Origin of the sequence: Microbispora bryophytorum (assembly GCF_043197435.1) — a bacterium.
Lineage (GTDB): Bacteria > Actinomycetota > Actinomycetes > Streptosporangiales > Streptosporangiaceae > Microbispora > Microbispora bryophytorum.
The window spans coordinates 385498-398830 of sequence record NZ_JBICTF010000001.1; the positions used below are offsets into that span (position 1 = coordinate 385498).

General features: G+C 73.5%; 10 protein-coding genes. 3 read left to right on the top strand and 7 right to left on the bottom strand.

Features of this window, described 5'->3' with window-relative positions; translation table 11 throughout:
• The first annotated feature begins 37 nt into the window (after positions 1-37).
• The 3 genes from ACGFIB_RS01765 to ACGFIB_RS01775 are packed head-to-tail and all read left to right on the top strand — an operon-like array spanning position 38 to position 3168.
• Positions 38-1018 carry an ABC transporter permease gene (locus ACGFIB_RS01765; RefSeq protein WP_142568537.1) on the top strand — a complete coding sequence of 327 codons (981 nt, stop codon included), beginning with the start codon at positions 38-40 and terminating at the stop codon, positions 1016-1018.
• 57 nt (positions 1019-1075) lie between these two features.
• Positions 1076-2140 (top strand): ABC transporter ATP-binding protein, encoded by a 1065-nt coding sequence (locus tag ACGFIB_RS01770; protein WP_357286520.1) that lies wholly within the window; start codon positions 1076-1078, stop codon positions 2138-2140.
• Entirely contained in the window at positions 2137-3168 is a 1032-nt protein-coding gene (locus tag ACGFIB_RS01775) for an ABC transporter ATP-binding protein (RefSeq protein ID WP_191050532.1), read from the top strand. Before ACGFIB_RS01770 ends, ACGFIB_RS01775 begins: the two co-directional genes overlap by 4 nt.
• Positions 3169-3482: 314 nt before the next feature.
• Here the strand turns inward: ACGFIB_RS01775 and rpe are convergent, their stop codons facing one another.
• From rpe to ACGFIB_RS01810, 7 genes are all read right to left on the bottom strand, one after another.
• Positions 3483-4157, bottom strand: coding sequence for a ribulose-phosphate 3-epimerase (gene rpe / locus ACGFIB_RS01780; protein WP_357240074.1), 675 nt, complete (start codon positions 4155-4157; stop codon positions 3483-3485).
• A 207-nt stretch (positions 4158-4364) separates the two neighbouring features.
• On the bottom strand, positions 4365-5903 hold the full coding sequence (locus ACGFIB_RS01785) for an RsmB/NOP family class I SAM-dependent RNA methyltransferase (RefSeq protein ID WP_393367828.1): 1539 nt from the start codon (positions 5901-5903) through the stop codon (positions 4365-4367).
• A gap of 128 nt (positions 5904-6031) precedes the next feature.
• The gene (gene fmt, locus ACGFIB_RS01790) at positions 6032-6961 is read right to left on the bottom strand and encodes a methionyl-tRNA formyltransferase (protein WP_142568527.1); all 930 of its coding nucleotides are present in this window, start codon (positions 6959-6961) and stop codon (positions 6032-6034) included.
• The gene (gene def / locus ACGFIB_RS01795; protein ID WP_357240066.1) at positions 6961-7509 is read right to left on the bottom strand and encodes a peptide deformylase; all 549 of its coding nucleotides are present in this window, start codon (positions 7507-7509) and stop codon (positions 6961-6963) included. Before def ends, fmt begins: the two co-directional genes overlap by 1 nt.
• A 46-nt stretch (positions 7510-7555) precedes the next feature.
• The gene (locus ACGFIB_RS01800) at positions 7556-8797 is read right to left on the bottom strand and encodes a hypothetical protein (protein WP_142568524.1); all 1242 of its coding nucleotides are present in this window, start codon (positions 8795-8797) and stop codon (positions 7556-7558) included.
• A 23-nt stretch (positions 8798-8820) separates the two neighbouring features.
• Positions 8821-10488, bottom strand: coding sequence for a hypothetical protein (locus ACGFIB_RS01805; RefSeq protein ID WP_142568522.1), 1668 nt, complete (start codon positions 10486-10488; stop codon positions 8821-8823).
• A gap of 40 nt (positions 10489-10528) precedes the next feature.
• The gene (locus ACGFIB_RS01810) at positions 10529-13216 is read right to left on the bottom strand and encodes a primosomal protein N' (protein ID WP_393367832.1); all 2688 of its coding nucleotides are present in this window, start codon (positions 13214-13216) and stop codon (positions 10529-10531) included.
• Positions 13217-13333: the final 117 nt, after the last annotated feature.

A 13333-nucleotide genomic window follows, 5' to 3' on the forward strand; every position in this document is an offset into this window, starting at 1 on the left:
CCGGGCCCGTCCCGCCCGCAGGAGCAAGTGCGAGACCATGACCAGCTATCTGGTACGCCGCGTCGCCGGCGCACTCGTGATCTTGATGATCATCAGCGCGATCACGTTCTACCTCTTCTACGCCGTGCCGCGCGACCCCGCCCGGGCGTTCTGCGGCAAGATCTGCCAGCCTGAGACGCTGACGCTGATCCGGCACAACCTGGGCATGGACGAGCCGCTGTTCGTGCAGTACTGGCACTGGCTCGTCGGCATCTTCGCCGGCCGGCAGTTCGTCCAGTTCGGCGACTGCCCGGCGCCCTGCCTCGGCTACTCCTTCGCCACCCAGGAGCCCGTCTTCAGCGCCATCGTCGACCGTTTCCCGGTGACGCTGTCGCTCACCCTGGGCGCATCGGTGGTCATCCTGGCGTTCGGCATCCTCACCGGCATGATCGCAGCCTGGAAGGTCGGGCAGCCGCTCGACAAGATCGCCAGCTCGTCGTCGGTCATCGGGGCCTCGCTCCAGATCTACTTCGTCGGACCGCTGCTGGCGTTCTACCTGGTGGACACCCTGCAGCTGATCCCGCGCCCGTCCTACGTGCCGATCACCGAGAACCCGCTGGGCTGGTTCACCCACCTGATGCTGCCGTGGGTGGTGTTGTCGATCATCTTCACCGCCAACTACACCCGCATGACCCGCTCGCAGATGGTCGAGCAGCTCGCCGAGGACTACGTCCGCACGGCGCGCGCCAAGGGCATGTCGAGCCGGTCGGTGTTCTTCCGCTTCGCCTGGCGCGGCGCGATGATCCCCATCCTCACGATCTTCGGTGTCGACCTCGCCACGCTCCTGGGCGGCGCGATCATCACCGAGCAGACGTTCAGCCTCCACGGCATCGGCGAGCTGGCCGTACGCGCCGTGCAGAACACCGACCTGCCGATGCTGCTCGGCGTGACCATCGTGGGCGCGGCGGCGATCGTCCTGCTGAACATCGCCGTGGACATGCTCTACGCGTTCATCGACCCGCGGGTCCGCCTGAGCTGAGCCACGCCCTACCAAGCCCAACGCCTAATCACGTCGAACCGGGAACTGGAGCAGCAAGTGACCACCGTGTCGTGGAGCGGCGAGCCGGGGACCTCGCGCGGCCCCGGGCCGTTCCTGTCCGTCCGCGACCTGAGCGTCGAGTTCAGCACCGAGGACGGCATCGTGCACGCCGTCGACGGCCTGTCCTTCGATCTGGAGAAGGGCACCACGCTCGGCATCGTCGGCGAGTCCGGATCGGGCAAGTCCGTGACCAACCTCGCCATCCTCGGCCTGCACGACCCCGCCCACACGAAGATCGGCGGGGAGATCTGGCTGGAGGACCAGGAGCTGATCTCGGCGAGCCGCGGCTCGATGGAGAAACTCCGCGGCAACCGCGTCGCCATGATCTTCCAGGACCCGCTCACCGCGCTGTCGCCGTTCCACACGATCGGCCGGCAGATCGGCGAGGTCTACCGCAAGCACAAGGGCGCGAGCAAGAAGGAGGCCCGCGACCGGGCCGTCGAGATGCTCCGGCGCGTGGGCATCCCCCAGCCGGAGACGCGGGTTGACCACTACCCGCACGAGTTCTCCGGCGGCATGCGGCAGCGCGCGATGATCGCGATGGCGCTGGTGTGCGACCCCGACCTGCTCATCGCCGACGAGCCGACGACCGCGCTCGACGTGACCGTGCAGGCGCAGATCCTCGACCTGCTCAAGGAGCTTCAGCAGCAGTTCGGCACCGCGATCATCCTGATCACCCACGACCTCGGCGTCGTGGCCGGCACCGCCGACAACGTCCTGGTCATGTACGCCGGGCGGGCGGCCGAGCGCGGCACCGTCCGCGAGGTGCTGCGCGAGCCGCGCCACCCCTACACCTGGGGCCTGCTGTCGTCGATGCCGCGCCTGAACTCGTCCGTGGACGTCCCGCTGATGCCGGTGCGCGGCACTCCCCCGAGTTTGCTGAACCCGCCGTCCGGCTGCCCGTTCCACCCGCGCTGCGACTACCCGAAGCTCGCCGGGCCGGAGCTGTGCTTCAACCAGCGGCCGTCGATCTCCCCGGAGACCGGGCACGGCGACGCCTGCTACCTGACCCTTGATCAGAAGAGGGAACTCCGCACCGCGAAGACCGAGGACCACGCATGAACGAGACGCTGCTGGAGCTCAAGGGGCTGGTCAAGCACTTCCCCGTGCGGGGCGGCACGCTGATCAAGCGTCAGGTCGGGGCCGTCCACGCGGTGGACGGCATCGACCTCGCGGTCGGCCCCGGCGAGACGGTCGGCCTGGTGGGCGAGTCGGGCTGCGGCAAGTCCACCACCGGGCGCCTGGCGGCCCGCCTGCTCGAACCCACCTCGGGTGAGATCCTCTATCGGGGGCGGGACATCAGCCACAGCTCGCGCAAGCAGCTCAAGCCGATCCGCCCCGAGATCCAGATGATCTTCCAGGACCCCTACAGCTCGCTCAACCCGCGCCAGACCGTGGGCACGATCATCCGCGGGCCGATGGAGGTCAACGACATCAACCCGTCCGGCGGGCGCAAGAAGCGGGCGCAGGAGCTGCTGGAGATCGTCGGTCTCAACCCCGAGCACTACAACCGCTTCCCGCACGAGTTCTCCGGCGGCCAGCGGCAGCGCATCGGGATCGCCCGGGCCCTGGCGCTCAACCCCACGCTCATCATCGCCGACGAGCCGGTGTCGGCGCTGGACGTCTCCATCCAGGCCCAGGTGGTCAACCTGCTGCAGGAACTGCAGCGTGACCTCGGCATCGCGTTCCTGTTCATCGCGCACGACCTCGCCGTCGTACGGCACTTCTCCCAGCGCGTCGCCGTCATGTACCTCGGCAAGATCGTCGAGGTCGGCGACCGCCAGTCGATCTACGAGCGGCCCCGGCATCCGTACACGCACGCCCTGCTGTCGGCCGTGCCCGAGCCGGACGTGTCGAGCGAGCCGCGCGAGCGCATCCGCCTGGCCGGCGACGTGCCCTCGCCGATCAACCCGCCGTCCGGGTGCCGCTTCCGCACGCGCTGCTGGAAGGCCCAGGACAAGTGCGCCACGGAGGTGCCGCCCCTGGTCAGGCTCAGCGGCAACCGCGAGGGCCACCTGACCGCCTGCCACTTCCCCGAGGCGCCCACCACGCAGGGCGAGGACGTGGTCCTCGACCCCGCCCTCGCCTAACCCCCCTCCCCTGCCCGCGTGATCTTGCACTTTGTCGCAGAAAGCCCTCCGACCTCGGCCTCCTTACGCCGCGATCTTGCAGTTTGTCGCAGGCTTCCTTTCTGACCTCGGCGAACACTCGGCGTGATCATGCAGAGTAGTCCGGCACGTCCGGCCTACCTTCGCTTTCACCGTCCGTGATCTTGCACTCAGCGGCACATTGCAAGATCACGGACGGCGCTTTCCCTGCTCGGGGGCATGAAGCAGTGGAACGCTGCAAGATCACAAAGCGTGGAGCGGCAGGTCAAGCCATGCGACTGTGACAAACTACAAGATCACCACCTGGGTGGGGTGGCTTGTTCGGCGAGGGTCCGGAGCTCCTGGACGGCGCGGGCGGGATCGTCGGCGCCGTAGACGGCGTTGCCGGCCACGAAGACGTCGGCCCCGGCCTCGGCGCAGCGCTCGATCGTCTCCGCGGAGACGCCGCCGTCGACCTGGAGCCACACCTCGCCGCCATGCTTGTCGATCAGCGCCCGGGCCCGCGCCAGCTTCGGCAGCACGATGTCGAGGAAGCGCTGCCCGCCGAAGCCCGGCTCGACGGTCATGACGAGCATCATGTCGATCTCGGGCAGCAGGTCCTCGTACCCCTCGACGGCGGTCGCCGGGTTCAGCGCCAGACCGGCCCGCGCCCCGGCGGCGCGGATCGCCCGCAGCGTGCGCACGGCGGCCTTGGCCGCCTCGGCGTGGATCGTGACACTGGCCGCACCCGCCTCCGCGTAGTCCGGCGCCCACCGGTCCGGATCCTTGATCATGAGGTGGCAGTCGACCGGCGTCGCGGTGGTCTTCAGCAGCGACTCGACGACCGGCAGGCCGAGCGTCAGGTTCGGCACGAAGTGGTAATCCATGACGTCGACGTGGAGCCAGTCGGCGACGTTCTCCACCCGTGCGGCCTCGTCGGCGAGGCGGGCGAAGTCTGCGGACAGGATGCTGGGCGAGATCTGAACGGCCATAGTGCCTGCAGTCTATTTCGCCCGGGCGTCCGTCCCGCCCCTCCCCGGCGGCCTCCAGTCCGAGGCCGCCGGCAAGGCGGCGACGCCGGCCGCCCGCGCCGCCTCCGCGCCGCCTTCGCGGCGGGGCTCATCGGCGCGGCGGCGCTCACCGCTCAGCGCTCACCACTCAGGGGAATCCCGTCGAGGCCCGGACCTCGGACCACTCGCTCACAGGCGGCGCAGCAGCGCCAGGAACATCGCGTCCGTGCCGTGCCGGTGCGGCCAGAACTGCGCGTACGGGCCGTCTCCGAGGCCGGACACCTCGGGCAGGAACGCGCGGGCGTCCAGCACCTCGACCCGGTCGCGCACGTCCTCCACCACGGCCCGGGTCTCGGCCAGGTGCGGCGAGCAGGTCACGTACGCCACGACCCCGCCCGGCCGGACGGCCTCCAGCGCCGAGTCGAGCAGCCGCCGCTGCAGCGCGGTCAGCTCGGGGATGCTCCGGGGGTCGCGCCGCCACCGGGCCTCCGGCCGCCTGCGCAGGGCGCCGAGCCCGGTGCAGGGGGCGTCGAGCATGACCCGGTCGAACGCGCCGGGCCGCCAGGCGGGCCGCGTGCCGTCGGCCGTGATCACCTTCGCCTCGCGGGTGGTGCCCCACACCAGCCGGGCGCGGTGATACTGCACGTCGGCGCCGAGCACCCGGGCGCCCCGCTGCGCCGCCACCGCGTCGAGGAGCCCGGCCTTCCCCCCGGGGCCGGCGCACATGTCCAGCCACGTGGAGTCCCGGTCGAGCGGCACGCGCGTCAGCGCGAGCGCGACGAGCTGGCTGGCCTCGTCCTGCACCGCGGCCCGCGCCTCCCCGACCGCGGGGATGGAGCCGGGGTCGCCCTCCGGCAGGTAGGCCGCGTACGGCGAGTAGGCGGCCCTCTCGGCCCCGGCCGCGACCAGCTCCTCCACCGTGGCCCGTCCCGGCCGCGCCACCAGCGCCACGCGGGGCCGCTCGTTGTCGGCCTCCAGCAACGCGGCCGCCTCGTCCACGTCCCCGCCCACGGCGTCGCGCAGGGCGGTGACGATCCAGCGCGGATGGCTGTAGGTGATCGCCAGGTTGCCGACCGGATCCTGCGCCCGCGGCGGGGCGACGATCTCCAGCCACTCCTCCAGCGTGCGGCCCGCGACCTTGCGCAGCACGGCGTTGGCGTAGCGGGACGGGCCCGCCCCGACGCGCAGCCGTACGAGGTCGATGGTGGCGCTGACCGCCGCGTGGGGCGGGATCCGCGTGCGCAGAAGCTGGTGGACGCCGAGACGCACCGCGTCGAGCAGCGGCGGGTCGACCTCTTCCGGCGGCCGGTCGCTGCACGCGGCGATGACCTCGTCGTAGGTCCCGAGGCCGCGCAGCGTGCCGTACGCCAGCTCGGTGGCGAGGGCCGCGTCGCGTCCCGTGAGGCGCCGCTGCCGCAGCAGGGCCGGCATGAGCAGGTTGGCGTAGGCGTCGCGCTCGTCGACGGCCCGCATCAGGTCATAGGCGGCGTTGCGCGCCTCGTCGCGGGGCGGGCGCCCGCGGCCCTGCCTCGGCTGGCCGGGCTTCGCCGCCGGCCCGCCGTGGCCCGTCCTGCCGCCGCGGCCCGGACGGACCTGCCCAGTGCCGCCACCGGTGCCTCCACCAGTGCCGTGACCGGTGCCTCCACCTGTGCTACCACCGGTGCCGCCGTCTTTGCCGCCGCTCTGGCCGCGCCGCCCGCCGCCGCCCTGACCTCTGCCCTGCTTCACGGTGTCACCCTCGACCCTGCCACCCTCGGCCCTGCCATCTTCGGCCCTTCGGCCCTCGTCCCTGTCACCCTCGGCGCTGCCCGGGGTCGGCGCTGCCCGGGGGCCGGGATGCCGGCGGGCAGGGCCCCTCAGACCAGGGTCTCACCGTCCGCGAACCGGACGCCGCGGCCCCATTCGGCCGCGCTCATCTGCCGCTTGCCCTGCGGCTGCACCTCGCCGAGCTCCACGGGGTGGGTGCCGGTCCCCACGAGGACGGCCTTCCGCGTGGCCGCGATCTGTCCCGGGGCGAGCGGGCCCGCGTCGGGCGCGAGCAGCACCGAGCCGATCTTGATTCGCTGGCCGCGGAACTCGGCCCACGCACCAGGAGCCGGAGCGCAGGCCCGCACCAGCCGGTCCACCCGCATCGCGGGCGTGGTCCAGGCGATCCTCGCGTCCTCGACCGTGATCTTCGGGGCCAGGCTGACGCCGTCCGCGGGCTGCGGACGGGCCTCCAGCGTGCCGTCCTCGACGCCGTCGAGCGTGGCCAGCAGCAGGCCCGCGCCCGCGTCCGCGAGCCGGGCCAGCAGCGCGCCGCTCGTGTCGTCCGGGCGGATCCGCTCGGTGAGCACGCCGAACACCGGCCCGGCGTCCAGCTCCTTCACGATGCGGAAGGTCGAGGCGCCGGTGACGTCGTCGCCGTGGAGCACGGCGTGCTGCACCGGCGCCGCGCCGCGCCAGGCGGGCAGCACGGAGAAGTGCAGGTTGATCCACCCCTGCGGGGGGATGTCGAGCGCCGCCTGCGGCAGCAGGGCGCCGTACGCGACCACGGGGCAGCAGTCGGGGCCGATCGCCCTCAGCCGGGCGAGGAACTCCGGGTCCGCGGCCTTCGCCGGTCTGAGCACCTCGATCCCCGACTCCTCGGCGAGCTGGGCCACCGGGCTGGGGTGCATCTTGCGTCCCCGGCCCGACTGCGCGTCCGGCCGGGTCACCACGGCCGCCACCTCGTGACGGGGCGAGTCCAGCAGGGCACGCAGCGACGGGAGCGCGGTGTCGGGCGTGCCGGCGAAGACCAGGCGCACTACAGGGCCCTTCCCTGCGTACTGTGCGGCGAGATCTTCACCACCGGCGACGACAGGCCGCTCCACTCGGCCTCGCGGATCGCCTTCATGGCGAGCTTGCGCTGCTTGGCGTCCAGCCGGTCGATGAACAGCACGCCGTCCAGGTGGTCGGTCTCGTGCTGGAAGCAGCGCGCCATGAGGTCGGTGCCCTCGATCGTCACCGGCTCGCCGTGCATGGTGAAGCCCTTGGCCACCGTGCTGATCGCGCGGGGCGTCGGGAAGGTCAGGCCGGGGAAGGACAGGCAGCCCTCCTCACCCTCCTCGTCCATCTCACCGCCGAGGTCGAGATCGGGATTGATGAGGTGCCCGAGCTGCTCGTCGACGTAGTAGGTGAACACACGAAGGCCGACGCCGATCTGCGGCGCCGCGAGGCCCGCGCCCGGCGCGTCCATCATCGTGTCGGTCAGGTCCTTGACGAGCTTGCGCAGTTCCTTGTCGAAGTCGACCACCGGCTCGGCCGCAGTGCGCAGCACCGGGTCGCCGAACAGGCGGATCGGCTGAATGGCCAACGGTTGGCTCCGTTCACGTCACGTACACGAGGAGGATCGCCCCAGTCTACGGGCGTGAACGCACCTTCATCGCCGTCTTCCTGGCGGTCTTCGCGATCACCGGCTCGGGATGGTGCCTGCCGAGCATCTCCAGCACCGCGAGGGCGTCGGGGTGGTCGGCCCGGCCCATCTCGGGCACCAGCGTGAGCAGGTCCTCTCCGAGGAGGTCGAAGTGGGCCACCGAGCCGACCGGGGCGCCGATGTAGAGCAGGGCGGCGAGGGTGTCCACCGCCACCCAGGCCCCGTCACCCTCGCCGAGGGCCGGCGCCTCCAGGTCCCGTACGCCCAGCCAGGCCGCGGCGTAGCGCCACATCATCGGCTCGTCCAGGGCCTCCCGCACGGCCTGCGCGGCCTCCGGGCCCAGTTCCTCCAGCACGGTCCCGGCGGTGCCGCGCTGGGCGGCGTTGCCCGACGCGGCGATCTTGATGAGTTCGCGCGCCGCGTCCTCCGGCACCCGGCGCTCCAGCCACAGCGTGGCGGCGCTGGCGGAGGCCCGGCCGGTCAGCATGGCGTCGATGAGGTCGGCGGCGCCCAGCTCCGCGAGCGCTGCCACCTCGCCGAGCGACGGCGCGTCGTGGCCCTCCCTCAGCAGGTCGCGGCGCACGGCCCACACGCCCGGCTGGGTGAGCCGGACGAGCTCCCCGGTCAGCTCGATCAGCCCGCAGTACTCCAGCAGCGCCATGGCCGCCGCCAGCTCGCCCGGCAGGGTCATCCGCAGCCGCCGCAGGTCCGCCGGCCGCGCCTCGCAGCCCACCTCGTGGGCCTGGAGGATGCCGCCGGCCAGGGCGGCGAGCGGCATGCCCTCGCGCACCGAATAGATCGTCGCGAGGATCTCGGTGAGGTGCTCGTCGACGACGGCCGAGCCGGTCAGGCCCTCCTCGGTCCGGTCGAGCACGTCCATGACCACGCCGTCCCAGAACTCCATGGGGTCGGGCACGCCGGGCCCGGGGCGGGCGCCCTGCCGGGTGACCTCCACGAGACGGCCGTTGACCGCGACCACCCACAGCAGGCGGAGCCTCGCCGGCTCCAGGCCCAGCTCGGCGACGGCCGCCTCGGCCTCGGCGGGGTGCGGCAGCCCCTGCTCGGTCACCTCGCACACATTCCGGGGCGAGGCGGCGCAGCGGGCCCCGACCCACTCGGCGACGCGGCGGGCGTCCCGCACGAGCGGGACCTCCCGCACCGCGTGGACGAGCTGCTCGTCCGGGGCGATGTCGACCGGCGGGAAGGTGAGCACGTCGCTGTCGGCCATTCCAGCAACTTACTGCACAGCAGTCACCTGATGCCCCGCGAACGAGCCTTGAACGCCGCTTTCCGGGCGGCTTTGGCGGCCGCCTGGTCCGGCAGCGTGCTGCCGAGCAGTTCGAGAACCTCGACCACGTCGGGGTGGTCCACCCGCCACATGTCCTCGATCAGATGGGCGGGCGGCCCCGAGGCCGCGATGTTCTCCGCGAAGCCGTCCGGGTCGGCCTCGGCGGCGGGCAGCGCGAGCGCGAGCATGTCGACGCTCACCCACAGGACCTCCTCAGGGGTGAGCGCGGGCGCGTCCAGGCCCCTCGAGGACAGCCAGTGGATGGCGTGCGGGCGCAGCTCGGCGTCGTCCAGGAAGGACCGCACGACCGGCGCCGCCTCGACGTCCAGCCGGTCCACGATGGTCACGGCGACCCCGCGCACCTCCGCCGGGGCGCCGGCCACGGCGGCGAGCAGCTCCGACGCCGCCTGCTCGGGAGTGCGCCGCGACAGCCACTCGGCGATGTCCCGCTCGGCCGCCTCGTCCGCCGTGCCGTCGCCGATCAGGAAGGCGATCAGCCCGCTCGCGTCGCCCTCGGCCGGGGCGGGCGCGAGCGGCGCGTCCAGGCCCATGCCGGCGTACAGCTCGCGCAGGCCCCACAGGGCGTGCGAGGTCAGGGCCAGGCCGTCCTCGGTGCGCTGGACCGTTCCCGCGTACGTAAGGGCGGTCAGCGCCTCGTCCAGCCTGCCGACCGGCCTCCCGGCGGCCACCTCGCGCAGGTAGTCGGCGAGCGCGTCCACCGGGACGGGCGACTGCAGCCGGTAGAGCAGGTCGTGGATCTGGGACATCCCCTCGTCCACCACCGCCTCCCCGGTGAGCCGCACGGACCTCTCGACGAGGAACTCCAGCGCCGACCGCCACAGGTCGAGCAGCTCGTCCTCACCGCGCGTGCCCAGCTCGCGGAAGTCCTCCGCGACCACGACGGCCGTGCCGTCGAGCCGGGCCAGGCCCAGATCGAGCGCGAGACGCCACGCCGGTTCGGGACACTCGACGCCCAGCTCGGCCGTGCACGCCCGCGCGTCCCTGACCCGCAGCGACCGGCGCGTCGTCACCGTGCGGCCGCCCTCCACCAGCCACGTCACCACCCGGTGGGCGTCGCGCAACAGCGGCACCTCGCGTACGGCCAGCGCCACCTCCTCGCGCGGCGCGAGCCGTACGGGCGGCAGGGGCGCGCAGCCGGGGCAGTCGCACTCGTCGCCGTCCGCCGTGTCCTGTGCCCCCGCGCCCCGGCCCGCGTCGAGCTCCAGGGAGTCGGGCCCGATGGCGCTGAACAGGCTCTTGGCCATGCCGAACTTGGACGTGTCCGCGAGCGCCTGCGGCATCTCCGGCTCGATGTGGTCGATGGTCTCCCGCATCCGGGCGGCCGTCTTGATGCCGATCTCGCCCGTGTCCAGCAGGAACTGGACCAGTGTCCGCGCCGCGGCGACCGTCTCCTGCGCGCTCTCCGGCGGCGCGATGACCTTGCGCGGATAGATTTCGAGCAAGAGCTCCTCGAAGGTGCCCGGCCGGAAATCGCCCAGTTCGTTCACCTCCAGGTAGTCGCTGGCGTAGTCGCACAGCAGACGTACCTCGTCGACGTCGACCTCGACGTTCCGCTCGCGCCCCCAGGCGCGCAGGCCGTCGACGGCCCGGTTCACCCATTCGATCGACACAGAGGCACGCTAACGGCTCGCTTTGTGCGAGGCGAATCGGTCAGATGAGGTCGAGCGGATCAATGTTCACACGTACCACGTCCGGCGCCTTGCGCGCGGAGCGCACACCGGAGGCGCCCTTGAGCGCACGGGCCAGCGCGGACCCGAGGTGGCGCGGCACCCGGACCATGGCCCGTTCCAGCCCGTCCTCGACCGGCACCGGCCCCAGCACCTGCGCCGCGGGAGGCAGCCCGGCGCTCGCCAGCGTCTCCCTGACCGCCGCACCCTGGCCCGTCAGCGTCGCCATCCGCACCGCCGGGGGGAAACCCAGCTCGGCCCGCTCGTCGAGCTCGCGCTCGGCGAAGGTGACAGGGTCCCAGCGCAGCAGAGCCTGCACGGCGGGCACCGCGGCGTCGGCCAGGACGACCAGTTCCCCCGCCGGCCGCAGCAGGGCGGCGGCGTTCATCCAGCGCCGCAGCGCCTCCTCGGCCGCGCGCAGATCGGGGCGGCCCAGCAGTGCCCATCCGTCGAGCAGCACGGCGGCCGCGTAGCCGCCGTCCGGCACCGGCTCGGCCCCCGGCGTCGCCACGACCAGCGCGGGTGCGCCGCTCACCGTCGCGAGCACGCCGTCGCGCCCGCTGGTGCGCACGGCCACGGAAGGAAAAGCCCGGCCCAGCTCCTCGGCGGTGCGCCGCGCGCCCACGACGACGGCCCGCACACCGGTCCCGCCGCAGGACGGGCAGCGCCAGTCGCCCGCGATCCGGCCGCACCAGCGGCAGTACGGCACGGCGTGCCCGCCGCGCAGCGCGAGCGGGCCGGAGCACACCGGTCCGGCGGCCCTGGGTTCCGCGGGCGCGGATCGCGCGAGCCCCGATCTCGTCACCACAGGTTCCGTGGACCCAGAGCCCGTCACCACGGGGTCGGTCAATGCAGGATCCGTCGACACGGGTTCCGCGAGCGCAGGATCGGCGGCACCGGGCGCCGGCACCGGGCGCACCGCCGGCAGGCCGGAGCAGCGGGCGGGGGCACGGCAGTGGCGGCACGCCAGCGCCGGCAGGTAGCCCCTGCGCGGCACCTGGACGAGCACAGGACCGTGCTCCAGCCCCTCCCGCAGCGCCCGCCAGGCGAGGCTGGGCAGGCGGGCCGCTCGGGCCGCATGGTCGCGGGCCAGCTCCGCGTCGCCGCCCGCCGGGCGCACCCGGGGCGCCCGCGCCCTGACCGCCGCCCGGTCGGGGACGAGCGGCACCGCCCAGCCCGTCTCGGCGAGGGCCGTGGCCTCGGCGGTGCGCGAGTAGCCGCCGACGAGCAGTCCCGCCCCGGCCTGGTACGCCCGCAGGCCGAGGACCTCGCGCGTGTGCGGGTAGGGCGCGTGGCGCTCGGCGTGCAGGTCGTCCCCGTCGTCCCAGACGACCGCCAGCCCGAGGCGGCGCACCGGCGCGTACGCCGCGGGGCGGTTGCCCACCACGATCCCGATCTCGCCGCGCAACGCCTTGAGCCAGCGCCGGTAGCGCTCCGCGGGGCCGAGGTCCGCCGTGATCGCGACGTGCGGCGTCTCCCCCAGGGCCGCGGTCACCAGCGCCACGTCCTTGCCGTCGGGCACCACCACGACGACGCCCCGCCCGCCGTCCAGCGTCGCCCGCGCGGCGGCCGCGATGGCGAGCGGCCACGACGGGCCCGCGGCGTCCGTGCCGGGCAGGGCCGTCCACACGGCGCGCGGCGCCCTGCCCTCGGCCAGCGCCTCCAGGAAGGAGGCACCCGCCGGGTAGGCCCTCCAGGCGTCGCCGTACGCCCGCGCCGCCCGCCGCCCCGCCGCCTCATGTGACGCGGCCTCCCCCGGCGTCGTCTCCCCGTGGATCGACGCAGCGTAGATCGACGCAGCGTAGATCGACTCGCCATGGATCGACTCGCCATGGATCGACTCGCCATGGATCGACGCGGCGGGCACCGCGTCTTCACGGGGCCCGTCCTGCTCTGTGGGCCCCGCATCCTGCCCTGTGGGCCCCGCATCCTGCTCCGTGGGTCCCGCGCCCTGCCCTGTCGGCACCGCGCCCTGCTCTGTGCGCCCCGCGCCCTCGATGGGACCTGACGGCGGGCCGCCGACGTCCGCCGTCTCGTCTAAGGGCTCAGCGGCAGGCGGGGAAACGTCACCGCCGGCGACGCCGGGGGACGCCGCCCGGCGCGCGGGAGTCCTCGCCTCGGCCTCGACCCGGGCGTGCCGCGGCGGAACGGCCAGCCGCAGGACGTCCGGCATGGTCCCGGCGTACCGGTCGGCCACGGCGCGGGCCAGCCGCGCGATGTCCGGGGTGAGGACGGGCTCCGGGGAGATCACTCGTTCCAGGAAGGACAGCCGGCCCTCGTGCTCGCTGTCGGAGAGCCGTTCGAGCAGGTAGCCGTCGGCGAGCTGCCCGGCGAAGCGGACGCGCACCCGGCAGCCCGGCACCGCCTCGGCGTCCATCGTGGTGGGAACGAGGTAGTCGAAGGGCCTGTCGAGGTGCGGCAGCGGCGTGTCCACGACGACCCTGGCGACGGGAAGGTCCGGCGCCGCCTCGCGCGCACCCTTCGCGGCGCCCGCCCGCGATGCGCTTCCGCGCGCCCGCTCTGCCGTCCCCCGTGCCCGCTCAGCACTTCCCCGCGTCCGCTCAGCACTCCCCCGCGTCCGCTCAGTGCCTCCGCGCATCCGCTGCGGGGCGGCCGGGGGCGCCGGAATGAGCGCCTCCTGAGGATGCGGGGCGCGGGTCGGCTCGGTCACGTCTCCGTCCTACCAGACCCGGCGAGCCGCAATCACACATACGCCCGCCGCCTGTGGACGTCCGGGTGTCCACCGGGCACGCGTGAGCGGCGCCCGCCGTCAGAGGCGGGCGCCGCC